Annotated in this window: 20 protein-coding genes and 1 pseudogene; 3 read left to right on the top strand and 18 right to left on the bottom strand. The window is 64.5% G+C overall.

The window, feature by feature from the left end; genetic code table 11:
• The 6 genes from DPV74_RS28425 to DPV74_RS28450 form a co-directional block, all read right to left on the bottom strand.
• Positions 1 to 967 (bottom strand): ABC transporter permease subunit (locus DPV74_RS28425; RefSeq protein ID WP_119338393.1); only part of this gene is annotated, 967 nt, incomplete at its 3' end.
• A 136-nt stretch (positions 968 to 1,103) separates the two neighbouring features.
• Positions 1,104 to 2,063, bottom strand: a complete 960-nt coding sequence (locus DPV74_RS28430) for an acetyltransferase (RefSeq protein ID WP_091922977.1) — start codon at positions 2,061 to 2,063, stop codon at positions 1,104 to 1,106.
• 121 nt (positions 2,064 to 2,184) lie between these two features.
• Positions 2,185 to 3,561 (bottom strand): nicotinate phosphoribosyltransferase, encoded by a 1,377-nt coding sequence (locus tag DPV74_RS28435; RefSeq protein ID WP_091923089.1) that lies wholly within the window; start codon positions 3,559 to 3,561, stop codon positions 2,185 to 2,187.
• On the bottom strand, positions 3,503 to 3,961 hold the full coding sequence (locus DPV74_RS28440) for a hypothetical protein (RefSeq protein WP_162923154.1): 459 nt from the start codon (positions 3,959 to 3,961) through the stop codon (positions 3,503 to 3,505). The genes DPV74_RS28435 and DPV74_RS28440 overlap by 59 nt, the downstream gene beginning before the upstream one ends.
• A gap of 34 nt (positions 3,962 to 3,995) precedes the next feature.
• Positions 3,996 to 4,445, bottom strand: a complete 450-nt coding sequence (locus DPV74_RS28445) for a CBS domain-containing protein (RefSeq protein WP_059696825.1) — start codon at positions 4,443 to 4,445, stop codon at positions 3,996 to 3,998.
• A 131-nt stretch (positions 4,446 to 4,576) separates the two neighbouring features.
• A complete protein-coding gene (locus tag DPV74_RS28450; protein WP_134319848.1) occupies positions 4,577 to 5,005 on the bottom strand; it encodes a hypothetical protein in 429 nt (142 codons plus the stop codon).
• A gap of 395 nt (positions 5,006 to 5,400) precedes the next feature.
• Between DPV74_RS28450 and DPV74_RS28455 the strand changes: the two genes are divergently transcribed.
• On the top strand, positions 5,401 to 5,616 hold the full coding sequence (locus DPV74_RS28455) for a hypothetical protein (protein WP_059696828.1): 216 nt from the start codon (positions 5,401 to 5,403) through the stop codon (positions 5,614 to 5,616).
• A gap of 371 nt (positions 5,617 to 5,987) precedes the next feature.
• Here DPV74_RS28455 and DPV74_RS28460 read toward each other — a convergent pair whose 3' ends face one another.
• Positions 5,988 to 6,536 carry a flavodoxin gene (locus DPV74_RS28460; RefSeq protein ID WP_119338394.1) on the bottom strand — a complete coding sequence of 183 codons (549 nt, stop codon included), beginning with the start codon at positions 6,534 to 6,536 and terminating at the stop codon, positions 5,988 to 5,990.
• 145 nt (positions 6,537 to 6,681) lie between these two features.
• On the opposite strand from DPV74_RS28460, the gene phaZ reads away from it, so the two are divergent.
• A complete protein-coding gene (gene phaZ / locus DPV74_RS28465) occupies positions 6,682 to 7,920 on the top strand; it encodes a polyhydroxyalkanoate depolymerase (protein ID WP_119338395.1) in 1,239 nt (412 codons plus the stop codon).
• A 34-nt stretch (positions 7,921 to 7,954) separates the two neighbouring features.
• Here the strand turns inward: phaZ and ppsA are convergent, their stop codons facing one another.
• Positions 7,955 to 10,366, bottom strand: coding sequence for a phosphoenolpyruvate synthase (gene ppsA / locus DPV74_RS28470; RefSeq protein WP_119338396.1), 2,412 nt, complete (start codon positions 10,364 to 10,366; stop codon positions 7,955 to 7,957).
• A 279-nt stretch (positions 10,367 to 10,645) separates the two neighbouring features.
• Here ppsA and DPV74_RS28475 point away from each other — a divergent pair, with 279 nt between their 5' ends.
• Positions 10,646 to 10,927: a DUF4148 domain-containing protein gene (locus tag DPV74_RS28475; RefSeq protein ID WP_205571950.1), complete on the top strand. Its 282-nt coding sequence runs from the start codon at positions 10,646 to 10,648 to the stop codon at positions 10,925 to 10,927.
• A gap of 311 nt (positions 10,928 to 11,238) precedes the next feature.
• On the opposite strand, the gene DPV74_RS28480 is transcribed toward DPV74_RS28475, so the two are convergent.
• From DPV74_RS28480 to DPV74_RS28525, 10 genes and pseudogenes are all read right to left on the bottom strand, one after another.
• On the bottom strand, positions 11,239 to 12,495 hold the full coding sequence (locus DPV74_RS28480) for a HEAT repeat domain-containing protein (RefSeq protein WP_059696839.1): 1,257 nt from the start codon (positions 12,493 to 12,495) through the stop codon (positions 11,239 to 11,241).
• Positions 12,496 to 12,499: 4 nt separating this feature from the next.
• Positions 12,500 to 13,279 carry a hypothetical protein gene (locus DPV74_RS28485; RefSeq protein WP_162923155.1) on the bottom strand — a complete coding sequence of 260 codons (780 nt, stop codon included), beginning with the start codon at positions 13,277 to 13,279 and terminating at the stop codon, positions 12,500 to 12,502.
• Positions 13,254 to 14,270, bottom strand: a complete 1,017-nt coding sequence (locus tag DPV74_RS28490; protein ID WP_162923156.1) for a type VI immunity family protein — start codon at positions 14,268 to 14,270, stop codon at positions 13,254 to 13,256. The genes DPV74_RS28485 and DPV74_RS28490 overlap by 26 nt, the downstream gene beginning before the upstream one ends.
• A 20-nt stretch (positions 14,271 to 14,290) precedes the next feature.
• A complete protein-coding gene (locus tag DPV74_RS28495) occupies positions 14,291 to 14,866 on the bottom strand; it encodes a hypothetical protein (RefSeq protein ID WP_060172779.1) in 576 nt (191 codons plus the stop codon).
• A gap of 16 nt (positions 14,867 to 14,882) precedes the next feature.
• Complete coding sequence (locus tag DPV74_RS28500; protein ID WP_162923157.1) at positions 14,883 to 15,383, bottom strand: DUF4150 domain-containing protein; 501 nt, start codon at positions 15,381 to 15,383, stop codon at positions 14,883 to 14,885.
• The gene (locus DPV74_RS28505; RefSeq protein WP_134319451.1) at positions 15,380 to 16,474 is read right to left on the bottom strand and encodes a hypothetical protein; all 1,095 of its coding nucleotides are present in this window, start codon (positions 16,472 to 16,474) and stop codon (positions 15,380 to 15,382) included. Before DPV74_RS28505 ends, DPV74_RS28500 begins: the two co-directional genes overlap by 4 nt.
• Positions 16,464 to 17,489, bottom strand: coding sequence for a DUF2169 domain-containing protein (locus DPV74_RS28510; RefSeq protein ID WP_091922959.1), 1,026 nt, complete (start codon positions 17,487 to 17,489; stop codon positions 16,464 to 16,466). The genes DPV74_RS28505 and DPV74_RS28510 overlap by 11 nt, the downstream gene beginning before the upstream one ends.
• Positions 17,490 to 17,496: 7 nt before the next feature.
• A complete protein-coding gene (locus tag DPV74_RS28515; RefSeq protein ID WP_060180839.1) occupies positions 17,497 to 17,994 on the bottom strand; it encodes a DUF6484 domain-containing protein in 498 nt (165 codons plus the stop codon).
• Between the two features lie 9 nt (positions 17,995 to 18,003).
• A complete protein-coding gene (locus tag DPV74_RS28520) occupies positions 18,004 to 18,234 on the bottom strand; it encodes a hypothetical protein (protein WP_162923158.1) in 231 nt (76 codons plus the stop codon).
• 47 nt (positions 18,235 to 18,281) lie between these two features.
• Positions 18,282 to 18,403 (bottom strand): annotated as a pseudogene (locus tag DPV74_RS28525) (IS3 family transposase); the annotation flags it as partial.

Genomic DNA, 18,403 nt, shown 5'->3' on the forward strand with positions numbered 1-18,403 from the left:
GCCACGGCCACGCGACCCCGGGCAGCCGCGCACGCGCCGCGCGGCGCAACAGCATGCCGACCGGGCCGCCGGCGCGGGCCATCCATCGCGACCGGTGGAACAGGTCGAGCATCCAGCTGCGCGGCACGACCACGGGCACGGCATCGCCATAGCGGAACCGTTCCGACCACGCGACCAGCGGCCTGAACAGCAACTGGTCGTACAGGACGATCGCGACGCTCATCGCGACGATCGCCCAGCCCACCGCGGCCAGATCCCGGTTCGCGATCGCCCGTGCGACATAGGCGCCCACGCCCGGCAGGTCGACGTGCAGGTCGCCGACCGCGATCGCCTCCGATGCGACCACGAAGAACCAGCCGCCCGACATCGACATCATCGCGTTCCAGACGAGACCGGGCATCGCGAACGGCACCTCGAGGCGCCAGAAGCGCTGCCATGCGGACAGCCGGAAGCTGCGGCTTGTCTCGTCGAGATCGCGCGGCACCGTGCGCAGCGACTGGTAGAAGCTGAACGTCATGTTCCACGCCTGGCTCGTGAAGATCGCGAAGATCGCCGCACACTCGGCGCCCAGCATCCGCCCCGGAAACAGCGACAGGAAGAACAGCACCGTAAACGACAGGTAGCCGAGGATCGGCACCGACTGCAGCACGTCGAGCAACGGAATCAGCACCCGCTCGGCCGACCGGCTCCTGGCCGCCGCGGTCGCGTAGACGAGTGCGAAGGCAATCGATGCGAGCAATGCCGCGAACATGCGCGAGACCGTACGCAGCGTATAGCCGGGCAGCGCCGCGGGGGACAACGAGATGGCCGGGGGATGCGCGACCGCGAGCGGGCCTGCCATCTGGTGCGCCGAAATGCCGGTCAGCATCAGGAACCCGATGACGATCAGCACCGCGGCGAGATCCCGCCAGCCCGGCGCGGGCAGCGTCCAGCGCCCGCCGCGCAATACCTCCGCATGGTGCTCCAAGGTGCCCCCCCCGGCCGATGATGGCAGTTCATCTTCCGGGGCGGGCGGAACAGCCGCGTTGACCTGCGTCAACCGTCCCGCAACAGCCGGCCCGGGTCGGGCCGACGGATGCGGGCGCGTCGGCGCATGCGTCGATTCATGCGGCGGGATACGCACTCGCGAGCGCCTCGACGAACGCATCGAGGCACGCGGGCGCGAGCCGGTTGATGCCGGCCGCCGCTTCCCGGCCGCCGCCGTCCGGAAATGCGCGGCAAAGCCGATCGGCACCGTACGGTGCGGCGACCGGCGCACGCACGCTGACCGTGTATCGGCCTCCCGCCGCAACGGTCAGCACCGCATGCGCGCGCGCCGGCTCCCGCCGCGCGAGCAGGTTGGCGAAGACGCCACGGACGCGCCGCGCCCAGCGGGCGTCGGGCAGGATGTAGACGTCCGCGCCCGGCAGCACGAAGATCGCGCGCTGCCGTTGCGCACGCGCGATATCGCGCCGCCGGTTCTCGGCCAGACGTCGCGCGAACGGCGACCCCGCGAAATCAAGCGGATTCGCGAATTGCCGGATCACCGCATACACGGCAAGCGGCGCCATGAAGAGATCGTCGGGAAGATCGCCGTAGCCGTTGTAGTTGATGGATTCGCCGAGCACCTGCAGCCGGCGTGCATCGGCATCCGTCAGGCTGCCGGCGGCGGCGAGCGCGCCGGCCACGCCGTCGAGATTGTCGCCATACGCGCCCACCGCCGCCCAGAGCCGCTGCCGGCCGGCCAGACAGCGGTCGACGATGACGCTCGTGCAGGTGTCCGGCGCCGTATCGATATGCGCATGCAGGTGGGGATGAGCGGGCACGTCGCCCGTCACGTGGTGATCGAAATAGTCGACGTCGACGCCTCGCGCGAGCAGCGCAACCAGGGCCTCGCGGTTCGCGTCGAGCGAAACGTCCAGGACGGTGACGGCGTCGCCGCGGATCGCAGGCACGCGCGCCAGCAGTGCAATGTCGCGCTTGGGGCCCGTCACAAGCACCGACTCGGCCGGCGTCACGAGCCGGAGCTGGTGCAGCGCGCAGATGCCGTCCGCATCGCCGTTGAATACGTCGAAGCGCGTCATGGTGCGCCGCGCCCGATGCCGCCGGGGTGTTGCGTGCCGTCCGGACGCGCGCAACGCGTGCGCGGGGCCGCCACCATGCGGCCCACCGCGATCGAGTGACCGGTCGGGCTGCGAGCCTCGTTCATGCCGCCTGCCGCCTCGCATGCGCGTCCGGGCCGCCGCCCCACTGCGCGACGCATGCCGCCAGCGCCGGAGAAATCGACGCCTGCAGCGGCATCACGGGCGTCAGTACCTGCATGGCGTCCGGCAGCGTGGCCAGTTCGCGCAGCGCGTGCACGCGACTCTCGTCGAGCGTGGGCGCCGCAAGCCGCGCGCCCGCGACCATGACCGGCTGCAACAGCGGCGTTCCGTCGAGGCGCTCGCCGTCCAGACCGATGCAATCGCCGGCGATCCGCCCGTCCGGGCCGTATCGCCGGAACACCTGCTTGCGGCCCGGCAGTGTCGCCTTGCCCTCCGAGCGCTTGCAGCGCGTCCGGCCCGCGTACTCGACCAGCTTGTACGCGCAATCGAGATACGGCGCATCCGCCGACGTGCCCATCTGCGTGCCGATCCCGAAACCGTCGATCGGCGCGTGCTCACGGACCAGCGCCTGCAACCGGTGTTCGTCGAGATTGCCGCTCGCGAAGATCGTGGCGTCGGTAAGGCCGCCGCGGTCGAGGATCGCGCGAACGTTGCGCGCATGCGCCGCGAGATCGCCGCTGTCGATCCGCACGCCCTTGATGCGGACGCCGTCGCGCGCGAGCCGTGGCGCGAGTTCGACCACCTTGTACGCCGCGCGCTCCGTGTCGTACGTGTCGATCAGCAGCAACGCGTTATCCGGCTGCGATCGCGCGAAGTGTTCGAACGCGAGCGCTTCGTCGTCGTGTGCCTGCACGTATGAATGCGCCATCGTGCCGTAAACGGGAATGCCATAGCGCAAGCCGGCAAGCAGTGTCGCCGTCCCGGAAAAACCCGCCAGATAGCTGGCACGCGCCGACAGCATCGCCGCCTCCGCACCATGCGTGCGCCGCAGGCCGAAGTCGACCAGCAACCTGCCGTGCGCGACGCGCGTCGAGCGTGCGGCCTTGCTTGCGGTCAGCGTCGCATAGTGGAGCAGGTTCATCACCCGGCTCTCGACGAACTGCGCCTCGCGAAGCGGCGCCGTGATCCGCAGGACCGGTTCGTCGGCAAAGAACACCGTGCCTTCCGGCATCGCATCGACCGTGCCCGTAAAGCGGAATCCGGCGAGCGATGCAAGAAAGTCCGCGCGAAGGCGCCCGGTTCCGGCCAGTTGCTCCAGTGCGGCGGGCGGGAAGCACAGGCGCTCCAGATAATCGAGCACGGGCGCGAGCCCCGCCGCCAGCAGGTATGCGCGGTGCCCGGGCAACGCCCGCACGAAGAATTCGAAGCTCGCCGCGTCGTTCATGCCGGCATCGAAGCCGGCCTGCATCATCGTCAGCTCATACCAATCCGTGAGCAACACGTCGTCGACGTTCGCCTCCTGCAAGGATCCGTTCATCATGCCCCTCCCGCGCGGCAGGTCGCGTCGATGCCGGCCACCATGTCGGCACACCCAGCATAGGGTGCCGTCCGGCGCCCGAATTGCGCGAGATCAAGGAGCGGCGTTCGAACACGCCGCCATCGAACAGGCACGCGCCGGGTGCCGGAAACATCGCACCGGGTCGTGAAATCAGGATCGTGTTCGCGCGGCACGAACGGTTGGACGGACTGCCTCCCGGATGCCCGCCGACGATGCGCGGAACGCCGCCTTGCGGGGTTCGTGTCGACAGCGCTGGCGATCGCAAGCACGCGATGAGCGCGGTCGGCGTTCGGAAGGTGAACGTGTCCGATTTCTTCGGATCGACACGGGCCATGCCGCCACCTGAAGCCTCCAGCGCCGCTTCGCGCGCGGCCGCCACGGGCACGCCGCGACGGAACGCGGCGCACGCCGGATCAGTCGCGTTGCTTCTCCTCGAAATACGGCTGACGCGCCGCCACGAGGCGCAATTCGTCGAGCAGCGCCGCGGCCACGCGAAGCAGATCGTCGAGCGAGACGATACCGACCAGTTCGCCGTCGTCGCCGACGACCGGCAGCCGGCGCACGCCGTGCTGACGCATCCGCTTCGCGAGCAGCCAGACATCGTCGTCGACATCCGCGACGGCGACGGGCGCGGACATGATGTCGCCGACGAACAGCGCGTCGGCCTCCGCGTCGGGGCTGACCACGGCGAGCACGATGTCCCGGTCGGTCACCATGCCGATCGGCTTGCATCGTCCGTCCTGTTCATGGACGACGACCAGGTCGCCGGCATGCGCGTCACGCATCCTGGCGGCTGCCTCGACGACGGTCGTTCGTGCGGGACACGTCGCGACATCGCGGGTACAGAGCATCGCAGCATTCATGTTCGTTCTCCCGGTCAGGGCGAAGCGGATCATCGGCGCGTGACGCGATCGGCTCCCGTCGCCATGAGCGCCCGTTCGCATCCGGTGAAAACAACGGTAAATCCGGCCGCGCAACCGGAAATTGATGCAGGTCAGCGCGGTGCGCCGTGCGGTGTTCCGCGCAATGCCGTGGCCGTCCGGCGCGCGGCCGTGAAGCCGGCGTTGCCATCGCGGCCGGGGCGATCGCACGCGGCGAAGCGCGACACGATCCGGCAGCCGTCGTCCGACAAGCGCGCGGGGGCCTCCACAAGCGACGCGGTATCGAGTCGCACGAGGCCGCGATCGACCAGACAGCGAAGGTCGGCGGGGTCGCCCGGCTGGCATCGCGGCTCGCTGGCGAGCACCATCAGGATCGCGATCTCGTGGGGACTCAGCAGCCGGTCGCCGTCGGCGTCGACCGGACGATTCCGGTGTGGCGCGACGGGCGGCGTGATGATCCGGGGATTCGACGTGTGCGCAAACAGGGAAGGCATGATGGAGGCCCGTATCATGAACGTGAAGACGCAGACGGCACGGCGCATGCCGGTCCCCGATCGTGAGCGACACGCGCAAACGTTTATCTTCGCTCCTGCAGCGCAAGCGGTCTTGACGCAGGTCAGCAAGCGCACGCACGCGCCCCCCACTATCTGCGATTCATCTGACGCGATGCCATCCGGAGATCCGCTTTGCTTGCCTGTCAGGAACACGTCAATCTGATCGTTTAGCCTTTGGTCGCAGGATCGGAACGCCACGGTGGCGTACGTATCTTCACGTCGGCCGTTCGGACTCCCGCTCACGGTCGCACGTCGTCCATATCGCGCTCCGCATCATCCCGTTTTCTTCCGAGAGACCGAACGTCGTATCCGGCTTGCATGAAATCAATGCGTCACTGACAGCCGGAATCCACCATGAATCACCGTCCTGAAGAGATCCATTCATGAACTGGTACTACGAAGTCGAACGCGAGCTCGCCCACATCGAAGGATCCATTCGACTGCTCGAACAGACGCGGGGCTACTTCCACAAGAAGACGTCGATCAGCGATCCCGCATACTGGCGTGCAAGACTGCACGCCGTGAGGGCGACGGCCGAACAGGACAAGACGCTGTTGCGCCGCGCCGACGAAATCCTCGCACGGCTCGATCGGTTCTGATCCGCTCGCGCCGTCCGCTTGCATTCCCGATACGTAACGAGTCGGACGATTCGGGCAAGATCAGCGCGGCACACGGGACGTGCCTCGATCAATCCGGCGAAGCCCCCGCACGGCGCGCACCATCGAGTGCGGATCGGCCCGAACCATCGGGCCTGATCGCCATCAACGCGCCGCCGCGGCATCGCTCATGGATTGCAAGGAAGCGCGCGGGACGATTCGCATCGCGAAACAGGTAGCCGACCAAGCCGAACGAAACCGAAGCACGCCACGCCTTGCTCATGCATCTTGGCGGCAACCCGGGAGGCCGGGCGCGCTACGTCGCGTCGCTCGGCTCCGGGATCCCCTGGTTCGGCCAGGGCCTCGCGCCGTCGTCAGGCCGGCGTCCGGCGCGGGCCGCACCGGTCGAGTGATCGCCGTTCACGCACGGCAAGCCGTCGAGCGATCGACCGGACAAAACGCGCGAGTTTGCGGGACGCCAGACCGTGACCGATATCGCGCGCGGAAATCGCGCAGGTCGCGATCGGTCGTTGCCGTGCCAGCGCCTGCATCTGTCCGAATGCCGTCAGGTCGCCACGCAGGCCCATCGTGCAGAAGAATGCGGTCGCGTGCAGTTCGTGCCCGTGACGGGCGAGCCAGGTCGACACCGGCGTCGAGGCGCGCCCGGCCCAGATCGGCGTGCCGAGCACGACCACGTCGTAGGCCGACGGGGACGAGACCGTCGGCCGCAGCTCCGCCGCGCGCTGGCGGATCACGTCGGCAAGCGAACGCAGATAACCGATGGCCCCCGCCCGCCGTCGATCGTCGAGCTCCCGCAACCGTTCGCAATCCGCGCCGAGTGCCGCTGCAAGCCGGCGCGCCAGCCCCGCCGTCGTTTCGCTGCGCGAGTAGAAAACGACGAGCATGCGTCGAGAAGCATCCATGGTCCGCTCCGTGCTCCCGCCCAGGATCCGACGGTCAGTTTAGGCACCGGCGGTCGAGCCGACGCTGATGCAGGTCAACCCGCCGCCGTGCAATCCGGCGACAGTAGACTTGTCCGAATCCCCGGCGGCTTCTCGTCCATGCGCGATGTGGTATGACCTGATTGAACAGCAACGGCAATGGTGGCGTACGTGGGACGCGGCCGCGCGGTTCGCGCGCGGTCTCTGGCCCGGTGTGGCGACGGCGTGTTACGCCGATCTGGTCGAGCCCCTGCTCGACCTGCATGCCGGTCCGCCGCGGTTCGCGATCGATTCGATCGCCCTGGACGGCCGACGTGTCGACGTCGACGAAACGATCGTCGCGCACACGCCATTCTGCTCGCTGCGCCGCTTTGCTCGCGCCGGCGCACCGCGCATGATTCTTCTGTGCGTGCCGCTGGCCGGCCATGCGGCCGTGATGATGCGGGAAACGGTCGAGACGCTGCTGGCCGATGGTGACGTCTGCATCACCGACTGGATCGATGCGCGCGACGTGCCGCCGGACGCGGGTCGATTCGGCCTCGACGAATACGTGGCGATGCTCGACGGCTTCATCGATACGCTGCTGGCCGACGCACGGCCCCTTCACGTCGTCGCCGTCTGCCAGGCGACGGTTCCGTCGCTCGGCGCGCTTGCGCTGCGCGCGCAACGCGGGGCCGTCCCGCCGGGAAGCCTGACACTGATCGGCGGCCCGCTCGATGCGCGGATCAACCCGGGCGCGCTCGGGATGGCGGCTCGCTCGCATTCCCTCGCATGGTGCCGCGCCACGTTGATCGACACGGTTCCGCCCGGCTTCGCCGGACACGGGCGACAGGTTTTTCCGGCCTATCTGCAACGCGCCGAGATCTCGCTCGCGTATCCGCAGCACTACATGACGCTGGTCGATCGCTATCGACGTGCGGTGACGGAGGGCGATGCCGACGCACTCGCGCAGGCGCGCCATGCACTACGCGAATACCTGACGCTCCTCGACATGCCCGCCGAGTACTTCCTCGACACCGTCGACATCGTGTTCCAGCGTACCTGCCTCGCAAACGGCACCTGGTTCGTCCGAGGTCAGCGTGTCGACCCCGCCGCGCTGCGCGCCATCCTGCTGCTGACCGTCGAAGGCACGCACGATGCCGTCACCGGCGCGGGACAGACCCATGCCGCGCAGGCCATGTGCAGCGGCCTTGCACCGGACGCGCGGCAGATCGTCGACGTCGAGGATTGCGACCACTACGGGCTGTTCACGGGTGAGCGCTGGCGCACCGTCGTTCATCCCGCGCTGCAGGCCGCGTTTGCCCGCGCCGAACGCGGCCGGCGGTGCGCGTGCGCGGCGCAGCGTGACGTGACGTCGTCCAGCTGAACCGGCATGATCGCGCGCCCGGGCGCCGCGCCGTTCAGGCCGGCGGCGTTTGCGCGTCGCGCGCTGCCTGTTCCGCGGCCGCCACGCGACGCTTGACCCCGATGAAGCTGTCGGGGCTCACGGAAACCGAGTCGATGCCGCAGGCGACGAGGAAATCGACGAATTCCGGATGATCGCTCGGCGCCTGGCCGCACAGTCCGACCTTCGCCCCGGCATCGTGCGCGGAGGCGATCACGCGGGCAATCATCCACTTCACCGCTTCGTTGCGCTCGTCGAACAGGCCGGCCAGCTCCGCCGAGTCGCGGTCGACCCCGAGCGTGAGTTGGGTCAGGTCGTTGCTGCCGATCGAAAACCCGTCAAAGCGCTTCGCGAACGCGCTCGCCAGAATGACGTTCGACGGGATCTCGCACATCACGTAGATCTGCAGGCCGTGTTCGCCGCGCTTCAGGCCGTTCCCGGCCAGCACCTCGAGCACGCGGTCCGCCTCGTCGGGCGTACGGCAGAACGGGATCATCACGATCACGTTCCTGAACCCCATGTCGTTGCGCAGCCGCGCGATCGCCCGGCATTCGAGCGCAAACCCGTCGAGGTAGCGCGGCGAGTAGTAGCGCGACGCACCACGAAATCCGAGCATCGGATTCTCTTCGTGCGGTTCGAACTGCGCGCCGCCGACGAGGTGCGCGTATTCGTTCGTCTTGAAGTCGCTCATGCGGACGATGACCGGTGCGGGATGGCAGACCGCCGCGATGCGCGCGAGGCCGCGCGCCAGCCGGTCAACGAAATAGTCCGCCGGATCGTCGTAGCCCGCCGTCAGCGCCGCGATGGCGCGCTTCGCCCGCTCGTCCTGCAAGGCGTCGTAGCGGGCCAGCGCCATCGGATGCACCTTGATGTGGTTGCTGATCACGAACTCCATGCGCGCAAGTCCGATGCCGTCGGCCGGCAGGCGCCACCACCTGAAAGCCGCGGCCGGGTTCGCGAGGTTCAGCATGACCCGCGTGCGGGTGGTCGCCAGGTCGGCCAGGTCGATCGCTTCCACGTCGTATTGCGCGATGCCTTCGTAAACGAAGCCTGCCTCGCCCTCCGCGCACGACACCGTCACTTCCTGCTGGTCGTGCAGCACGTTCGTCGCATTGCCGGTGCCGACGATCGCCGGCAACCCCAGCTCGCGGCTCACGATCGCGGCATGCGACGTGCGGCCCCCGTGGTCGGTGATGATCGCGGCGGCGCGACGCATGACCGGCAGCCAGTCCGGATCCGTCGTGCGCGTCACGAGCACCGCACCGTCGACGAAGCGCGCCATGTCGCGCGGGCTGTCGATCACGCACACGCTGCCTGCCGCGACGGCCTCTCCGACACTGACGCCGGTGAGCAGCTTCCGGCCGGTCTGGCCGAGCCGGTAGGTCTTCACGGCGCTGGCTTCACGCCGGGACTGCACCGTTTCGGGACGTGCCTGAACAACGAACAGTTCACCGCTGACGCCGTCCTTCGCCCACTCGATATCCATCGGCTGGCCATAGTGCGTTTCGATCGCGCAGGCCCAGTGCGCAAGCGCCAGGATGTCGCGATCCGTCAGGACGAACGCGGCACGCTCGGCTTTCGACGTCGGTACGTTGCGGGTCGGCGCATCCTCGTCGCGCGCATAGATCAGCTTTCGCGCCTTGCCGCCGAGCGTCTTGCCGATGACGGGGCTGCATGCGGGATCGCCGAGCAGGGGCTTGAACACTTCATATTCGTCGGGATCGACGATGCCCTGCACCACGTTCTCGCCCAGCCCCCATGCGGCACTGATCAGCACCACCTTGTCAAAGCCCGTTTCCGTGTCGAGCGAGAACATCACGCCGGCCGCGCCGACATCCGAACGTACCATCCGCTGCACGCCGATCGACAGCGCGACACGCAGATGATCGAAGCCCTTTTCTTCCCGGTACGCAATCGCGCGGTCGGTGAACAGCGATGCGTAGCACCGGCGGCAGGCAGCGAGCAACGCGCGCTCGCCGCGCACGTTCAGGTAGGTTTCCTGCTGCCCCGCGAAGCTCGCGTCGGGAAGATCCTCGGCAGTCGCACTCGAGCGCACGGCGACGTCGACGTCGGGTCGCCCCGACTGGCGGCACAGTTGCCGATACGCGTCCCGAATCGCATCGGCGATGTCGTCGGGCCAGTCGCCGTGAAGGATCGCCTGCCGGATCGCCGCGCCGGCATCGGCGAGCGGCATCTTCCTGGCGACGAACGCGTCGAGCGTGCTGCCGATGGTCTGCCTCAATCCGTTCGCATCGATGAACCGCCAGTAGGCATCCGCGGTCGATGCGAAGCCGGGCGGCACGCTCACGCCCTGTGCGGACAGGTTGCCGATCAGTTCGCCCAGCGATGCATTCTTTCCGCCGACGCTCGGCACATCGCCGCGCCGCAGGTCGTCAAACCAGACGATCAATGCCTTCCCGTGATCCATGATGCGCCCTCCGGTCGTCGCAGCCAGGCCACGCGCGAGTCACGCACGTCGCCGGCAATCGCCGGCACGGGCTGCCGGACACGTCCATCCTGGCTCCATGCCGCGCCGCCGGCGTGACCTGCGTCAAGAACGGGCGCCGACACGGGCAATGCGCTGTCCGGCGCGCGATTCGTCTGCGCTTGACGTCCGTCAACGGATCACGTCGCTCGTCCCGTACGCTCTCGATCAGGGGCATATCGATCGCGCCTGGCCAACGACAGGATTCCGGACATGGATTGCATGCATCTCGCCAGATCGTCCGCCTTGGCAGCCGCCGCTGCCTGGGCCGGTTTCGTGGTACCGCTTCATGCGCAGGAACCGGGTTCGCCGGCCGCTGTCACGCCGTCATCGGCTGCCGCGGCGCCGTCGGAAACAACGGAGAGTGAATCACCCGCTTCCGCGTCGAACCCCCGCAACGTCGCCTTCGGCAAGACACGCGCGCAGGTCAGGCGAGAGCTGGAGCAGGCGCAGCGGGTGGGCGAGATCAAGCGCATCGACCGGTTCTTCGGCCGCGGCAGTTGATCGCCATCGCGCCGGCACCTGCAATGCGCTGAGCGTATCGAAAAGGACGATCGCCGATGCGGGTCGGCGGGTATCGCAAGAGTCGTCGCGATCGCGGTGTTGTGGGCTTGCACCGTCGCGTCTGAACGATTTGCAGTGCGTATCTATCACGCACTGGTCCACGTAAATTGACTGACGGTGTGTCCGACTAACATTCGTGTCGACCACGCACGTGCTTCCCCATCACACGCCATAGCAGTAGCCTGTCGACCAACATCTAACGCCGCTCTCATCATGAAAGTTAGCCTCCGATAGAAGGGCGAAGTGGCCGCTTATGCAAATCTGAGGGTCATCGCCGAAAGTTCCTGGACCTGAAAAAAGCCCGGAGCTGTGGGGTCGAGACGGCCCCCTCCCTCCAGACTCTCAAGCCAATATCCCGCGATGACGCGCTGCAGCTGCACCCCTTTTTGAAATATCGAAATAGCATGCTGTATCGTTATCGCTTGACCAGCGATGACGCGACTACCCGATGACGCATTCTCAATTTGCAATTCCGCGCCATCCTGCGCGTTTCGATGGTTCCCCTCGTGGAAAAAGAACATTTCCGGCTGATCGAGGGGGGCAAATTCAACGCTCGAATCGTCCTTTCCGATCCGCCCCGAACCGGACACGTGCTCCGCAGGTAGATATCCCACAACGGCAACGTGGCACAGTTTTGCCAACGTCGACAATTGAGGAGCGTCGATTTTGCCGGACAGGTAAGGAATCTGAGCCGACAATCCGGAAAATGCAGCACAGACAAGCGCCTCGCGGCGCCGCCCCTGATTTTCCAGTCGTTCGATCCATTCCGGAACGACGGGCGGAGGCAAAACGGTCATGGCGCGATAAAAGAGTTCGGGGCAATCCAGATCCGTCCACTGAGCCCGCCAAAGCCGGTCGAGTGCGGCCGCGCCCTCGAGCCGGAGCAGCGCCATGAACGCCGCGGACCTTACTGCGCGGTCTTGATGCTCGAGCAGAATCGTCATGTCGCCCGCAAAGCGCTTCAATCCGAACTGGCGAACCGCATTGGCAATCGCGGTCACGACCGCCGACGCCGAATCCCGCGGCGTGGAAGCAATGACGGCATCAGCCTCTTCGGACGTTGCTGCGGCGTTCAGTCGGCATATGACGTCGAAATCGTTATCGAGCCCGGCGAGCCTGAATTCACCGATCCGATACCAGGCAGGCCCGATCCATTTTGCGATTTTTTCCATCAATGGGTAGCGCGGCACCTGATCGTCCAACCATGTCCGATATTCTTCGAGCCGCCCCCGATCGCCTCCTGCGAACGCAACGATACCCGCTGCAAACAACATCCCCGGCGTGGCCCCTTGAGTGTCGATGCAATTTCTGATGCATCGCCACGCGGTCGCTTCGCGCAATGTCAGACCTCTCAAGTGACCGAGCAGGCGCCTGTCCATTCGAACGAAATCGTCGAGCGTAAAATCGGACAAGAGCGAAGCCCGCTCACGGACGCGGTCCAGATGCACGATTTCCTCGAGGTGTTCCGTACAGAAACGCTCGGAAAACAGTTCGTTGCTATCCGACATGGCATCAGGTCACCGTCAGTCGACGGATCTTTCGCCCGTCTCGATGAATTCTCGATAAATAGCCGACGAGTGCATCGAAACACGCCGGATCGACTCTGAATACGTAGTCGAAACTCGAAGCAATCGTATGCGAATCATACTGATAGGTGCCGCTCGCGAACGTTCCCGCGTTCGCGGGATCGACGCCCGGCGGAGCGAAGCCGCTCCGGGCGACAACGTTCGCCCATGTCTCGATCGCGGCACATATCGGGGTTGCGGCCTCTTTGGTGAGGGGCTGATCGAACTCGATTTGTACTTCACACCCGCGAATCGAATCACGCCCGTCGAGCTTCTGCACGAACGCAAATGGCGCATCAACCGGGGGGCGAGGCCATTCCCCCTGATCCACGACAAGCTCCCGCTCGACCGCATTCGCGTCAGGTTCTTCAATGTGCACGATGCTGGAGCGAATGCCCATCGCCGCCAGTAGATTGGTCGCGACCCGCCACTGCCATGCCGGCAGATGATCCGTGGCAACGCGCCAACGTTGCGTTTCGCCCGCTGGATCCCACGTCGACGACACGACCTTCGCCGATGCCCGGCGATGCTCGCGAGCATCGCTCACATAAAAGCCAAGATCGATGTACCCGGCAAATAACGGCAACGGATCGGACATGACCAGATCGGAAGTCTCGAGCGAGGTCCCTTCTGCATTCTTTTCGAGATATGCGACGCCCATGCCGCGTCCCGTGATATCGACTCGCATCACGCATACCTCGTCAATGATTCGATCGATCGAAGACATCGAGCCATTCCTGCACCCCGTGCTGCCGAAACTCCCACGGCAGCAGGCCGCCATCCACCGAATCGAGCCTGACCGGTCGCACCAGTTTTGCCACATGACCGTACGCAGCAACGTAATCGTCGCGAGAGGTGTCTCCGAGCTGCGGCTCCGGCGTGGCCTGCAGGCACACACCATGTTTGAGCCGGCGCAAACGCACCGCTGTTCCGGCAATGTGTTCCTCGATCCCGGAAATTCCGCCGATCCAGTCGACCTGATTCTCGCTCAGGAAGGTCAACCAGTTCGCCCGTTTCAGATAGGGACGCGCAATGGCTGCCTGATGCCGCTCCGTGAACTCGGGGTCGCGCTGCCGCAACTTGTTGCCAACGCCGACCATGACGCTCGCGACATCGAAACCAGGATATCGCTGCATCAACGCGGCTACCCGATTGCGGGTTTCCGTATCCAGATCGGGGGATGGAAAATTGATGGGAAAGTTGAGTCCAAATCCACAGGATCCCGAAATAAAGCGTCTGTTCGCCACGATATCGAATTCGCACAGCCAGTCTGCGACACGATTGCCGGTCACCAGCGGATGGTCGAGCGGCAACGTCAAATTGAGGATCGTGTGCATCGGGAGCGACCGCCGCTCGGTCGCACGCCATTGCTTGAGTTCGTCAGCCGACGGTTCGACATACGGACGATGGGCGAAGTCGATTCGCAGGCTGCTGGCCGTCGCCCCCGCATCGGCGCCATTTTCCATCAAGCAATAGAATTTCTTCGGAAAAGGGACGGGGTTTTCGCACCAGGTCTTGACGAGACTTTCCGCCCGCTTGTTGATGGGTTTCCAGCGTCCGTCGCCGGTGTTGTAGTGCGTCAGGCGATCGCCCAATGCTTCCCGCGCGCGCCTGTAGAAATCGAAGATTTCAGTACCTTCGTCGAACTCCATCGCCCACTCGAACAACAGGCACGGACTGATCAAAGCGACATCGGCGCTTTCGAAGCCAAGATTCATTGCGTCTTGCATCACGCTCCTCACGGAATGACAAACTCCGGCACCATCCCGCCTGCTCCACCCAGGCCGAGAGACGGCACCCCATTGGGAAATTCCAAAAGAGGCATGCCATACATCCCCATGCCCGGAACGGGAACCTGCTTCAGCACCTCTTCCTGCTGAACCTTGGTTCCCTTTCCGCAACCACATTTCTCAGGGTCCAGACTCGGATCCTCACCGGAGTATGGATTACGTCCGCCGTTCTCCTGCTCGTTGATCGTGTTGTAATCCTGACGCTGCAAATTACCATTGCCTGCACCTGGGTTCGTTCGCCAGGTATCCACGGTTCCATCGGAGCGCGTGAACTTCAGATCGAGCACGCTCGTTTTTCCGCCGTTGGTTACCGTGAGGTCCGGAAAGCGCATCTGTTCGGTCGCCCCTTTCAGGAAACTGTTGAGCAGGTGCTGCCAACTGGAATAGTTGCTGTTCCAGCTGCCATCGGGGCGTTGCCCCCAAGGCTTCTGGGACTCGATATCCATGTCCTTGTTGCCGGTTGCGTCCTTGTACTTGTCCCATGCTTCCTGGAAGCATTTTTCCTTATCCGACATCTTTGGCATATGAAATTCTCCTGCATCAGGCGGTTATCCCGCCCGTCGGCACTTCCTTGATCTTGACGAAGTCGCCACCATCATTCCCCGCATCGCACCAGCAAAAAATGCGGCATAGAATTCCGCCCTGGTCGAGCAGATTCGACTGGACCTCGGCCGGCGTATTGGTATTCGGGTTATTGCCATTCATCATCATGGGATCGGAAAGCCTCGCGACGTTGCGCCCTTCGATCTTGACGTCGTAGCTGTAGTTCGTAAATTTCGCCCATCCGCGATTGACGCCAGACACGACGCCGCCTCCCACACCAGGCTCGTCGCCATAACTGGGCTTGAACTCCGACTCCTTCAGCGCAGCGGGAACGCCATTCGTACGAACGGTCTTCGATCCATTGACCAAATCGCGCGAAAACGCAACATTCGTATAAGGCACCACACCGGCGCCCGGCGTCTTGCAAAAGTCCGGCGCCGCGCAGGTAGCGATTCCCCCGCTTTTCGAATGAACATTGGTCAGCTTGTTGACGATCACTGTAGATGCCACGGTGCCTCCCCGTCATGAGAACCCATACGCTCAAGCAGGCAGGCTGCGCGAGACAGCCTGGTATCCGATGCGGAAAAAACCAGCGAACGCCGTCGCGGCATCACGATATCCGTGAGTTCATCGTGCGCCAACATACACAGCATTGCGGCAGACGCCGCCCCGGTATCGCCCCAAATCTCCGCCGGGTGGCTGATATCGAGCGGGTGCGCAAACTGGCGGCCGTTACGCAGAAACGCGAAATCCCATTCGGCACTGCGCCAGGTCTCGCCAGTCAAATCGCCATAGCAATTGTCCACCTGGATGTCGGTGGACAAGCACTGCGAGATTGCGGCCGTCAGTCCGTCGCCGCGCGACGCCTGATCGGCATACCACGGCATGGTTTCCGTAGCGAGACCAACGGCGCGCAATGCGACACGCGTCGTGTTCTCCGCTGACGCTCGCCCCACGTCCGCGCGCAGAAGAGCAAAAGCCGCACCCTCACCGGGAACCATGCCGAACGGATTGTCCTGGTGCTTGAGTCGGTCGGTATCGTCGAGCCAGTGCAGATAATTCATATCGAGCGGCGAGTCGACTCCGCCAACGAAGCAAAAATCCGCCTCTCCAGCCTTCAAGATGTCGACCGACCTGGCCAGACCCGCGATAAAACCCGTATGACCGCTGCAAAAAAATCGACTCCCGCTACGTGAAAATTGCGGCATCGATTTGCAGATTTCGCCAGCGACGGACGCGATATCCGCGTGCGGCAAACCGGGACGCTCGGGCGGGAGCGAAAGCAGCACCGGAATGGGCCTTGCCGGCATCCCGGCGGATGCGTCCAGAATGTGCCCATGACGGGCCAATAAATCGTCCAGCGCCCGGCGAGCCAGCTCCGTCATTCGCGATACACAGGTCGCATCCTCACTCAGACAATCGAGCTTCGCGAGCGCAATGGCGCCGCCCCTGCGGGCATACGGGTAGCGTTTGTGTCGCGCGATGCGCGACACGCTCGACAGTACGGCGTTGCAAGATTCGGCAGCGGACAAGCCCACCGACGTACACGCACCGAATCCGCTCACCACGATCGGGCTGTCAAACTCCATAGAACCTCCCGGTATGCAGATCCCGCTTGGTATCGACATACGTGACCTGTACACGACGAGCATCACGCCCGCATGCCAGGACGCTGCGCCACACCATCACCAATCGACTGTCGTCCGGCTCGACTATCACGCGATCCAGGTGTGCGTGTTGACGAATCGTCCGGCCGCCTATTGTCGTCAACAGGTTGAAATGCACGCGAGGTAGCCGAAATGTCATTTTCGCCGACGGCGTCAGGTGGGCAAGCACGACACGTTCGCCGCCTCTTAACGGAACTGCGGTCGCCATGCCCGGCGAGGCCGAGTTGAAGAATGCGACATCGAAATCGTCCGGAACCAGCGGTGCGCGCGTCGTGATCCACTGTTCATCAGTTGTACCGCTGAAGCGTGCACGCGCCGGCCACAGCGGCGGGATCGCATTCATCCCGGCCGGCGCAGGTCGATCTTTCCACGATTTGATCAGATGGCGCGGATCCTCGATATGGGGCAGCTTGCCGTCGCGCGCGTCGTCCCGGTCCACAAAGAATCCCATGCCCAGCGGATTGTCGGAGAATCCGTCCTTTTGCCGCGAACTCGTTCCGCCGTAGGCGAATTCGTACCGTAACGGCCAGCGCGAAAACAATTCGGGATCCGTCATACGCAGTCCGAATAACCCAGAATCCCAACGACGCGCGCCGAACACCCTGATGACTCGATGTATCGACCCGATCGAGATGCCGACATCGAGCTCACGCAACGGTTCATCTTCGGGTGCGTATGCCGAACCGTTGACCATGATGGCGCTCCCCGGATGCGCGAACACGATTTCGGCGTCTCGCCTCAGGGTCGAGTGCCCCGGCTCTCCGAAATACTCCGGATGCGTTTTCACTGGCTCTTGCTGCTTCGATAGCGACAGCGTACCGTCAGCGTGCAGATCATACGTTGCCTTGACAACCACGACCCACAGGTGCCCACCATGTCGGTCGAACTGCACTGCTCGTTCCGCAGCGAACGGCGTCACATTTTGCAGTTGCAACATGTCGCTTTCAGTTCAGCTCGACAACCGATCCACGCAACCGGAGCGTACCTTCAGCATAGGTCGCTACATTCGTCCCGCGAACGATGACGCGTCCGTCCTTGTTCAACGTGAGACTTGCCTGGCCGCACTTCAGCGTCATCGCTTCGGCCGCTTCAACGCATACGTGCGATGCTTCCGTGGTCGCAGAGATAGCCGGCGTGATGGCGTGAACGGCGGCCCTCGCCTCGGCTTGATTTCTTGTTCCGTGCCGGCGCAGAAGGCCCATGAGGATAGGTTGCGCCGGGTCACCCTGCACGAATGCCAATACCACTTCGCGCCCGACGTCTGCCGCAACGACACTCGTGGCGCAAATCGCGGCAAGTGGGGATTGGTACGGGTTATCGGGGTAGTCGATCCAGACACCATGATTCGAATCGACCTTGGCTATGGTTCCGAGAACCAGCTCAGCCGTCCGTTGGGTCGGCGGTGCAACACTCAGTGCGGCAATATGTTCTGCGACTCCCATCTCGGCCCCCTAAGAATTGATATCGACGTTATTTCCGCTGATTCTCACAGGGCCCGAACCATCGATGGAAAGTGTGGCCCCGCTGATCGAGATGTTCCCGTTGCTCTCGAGCGTGATGCGCGCCTTGCCAACCTTGATCTCGAGCCGATCCCCGGCGCTGATCGACCAGGTCTTGCCGACAACCGTATTTTTCGACAGACCGACTTCCTCTGCCTGAGCGAGACCTACTGCCGTGTTCATCGCTCCGGCAACCGTGACGGTGACCTGCGGTGGAATTTTGTAGCCAGTCAGGCAGTGAGTCTCGCGTCGATATTATCGGAATCCAGCCAGGCTCGACGGACCGTGGCGGGAGGTTGATAGCGATGTGCGCTATGGGGCCGGCGCTCGTTGTAGAACTGTCGCCAGCGTT

Source organism: Burkholderia sp. HAN2018 (assembly GCF_024704855.1).
In the GTDB taxonomy this organism is placed as follows: domain Bacteria; phylum Pseudomonadota; class Gammaproteobacteria; order Burkholderiales; family Burkholderiaceae; genus Burkholderia; species Burkholderia cepacia.

Coding starts and splice junctions, on each gene's coding strand:
- DPV74_RS28485 (WP_162923155.1), bottom strand. CDS start 13,279: ATGTCTTCGATCGATCGAATCATTGACGAGGTATGCGTGATGCGAGTC.
- DPV74_RS28515 (WP_060180839.1), bottom strand. CDS start 17,994: ATGGGAGTCGCAGAACATATTGCCGCACTGAGTGTTGCACCGCCGACC.
- DPV74_RS28510 (WP_091922959.1), bottom strand. CDS start 17,489: ATGTTGCAACTGCAAAATGTGACGCCGTTCGCTGCGGAACGAGCAGTG.
- DPV74_RS28455 (WP_059696828.1), top strand. CDS start 5,401: ATGAACTGGTACTACGAAGTCGAACGCGAGCTCGCCCACATCGAAGGA.
- DPV74_RS28435 (WP_091923089.1), bottom strand. CDS start 3,561: ATGAACGGATCCTTGCAGGAGGCGAACGTCGACGACGTGTTGCTCACG.
- DPV74_RS28450 (WP_134319848.1), bottom strand. CDS start 5,005: ATGCGCCGTGCCGTCTGCGTCTTCACGTTCATGATACGGGCCTCCATC.
- DPV74_RS28460 (WP_119338394.1), bottom strand. CDS start 6,536: ATGGATGCTTCTCGACGCATGCTCGTCGTTTTCTACTCGCGCAGCGAA.
- DPV74_RS28520 (WP_162923158.1), bottom strand. CDS start 18,234: ATGAACACGGCAGTAGGTCTCGCTCAGGCAGAGGAAGTCGGTCTGTCG.
- DPV74_RS28490 (WP_162923156.1), bottom strand. CDS start 14,270: ATGAATCTTGGCTTCGAAAGCGCCGATGTCGCTTTGATCAGTCCGTGC.
- DPV74_RS28505 (WP_134319451.1), bottom strand. CDS start 16,474: ATGGAGTTTGACAGCCCGATCGTGGTGAGCGGATTCGGTGCGTGTACG.
- DPV74_RS28475 (WP_205571950.1), top strand. CDS start 10,646: ATGCATCTCGCCAGATCGTCCGCCTTGGCAGCCGCCGCTGCCTGGGCC.
- DPV74_RS28430 (WP_091922977.1), bottom strand. CDS start 2,063: ATGACGCGCTTCGACGTATTCAACGGCGATGCGGACGGCATCTGCGCG.
- DPV74_RS28480 (WP_059696839.1), bottom strand. CDS start 12,495: ATGTCGGATAGCAACGAACTGTTTTCCGAGCGTTTCTGTACGGAACAC.
- DPV74_RS28445 (WP_059696825.1), bottom strand. CDS start 4,445: ATGAATGCTGCGATGCTCTGTACCCGCGATGTCGCGACGTGTCCCGCA.
- DPV74_RS28495 (WP_060172779.1), bottom strand. CDS start 14,866: ATGCCAAAGATGTCGGATAAGGAAAAATGCTTCCAGGAAGCATGGGAC.
- ppsA (WP_119338396.1), bottom strand. CDS start 10,366: ATGGATCACGGGAAGGCATTGATCGTCTGGTTTGACGACCTGCGGCGC.
- phaZ (WP_119338395.1), top strand. CDS start 6,682: ATGTGGTATGACCTGATTGAACAGCAACGGCAATGGTGGCGTACGTGG.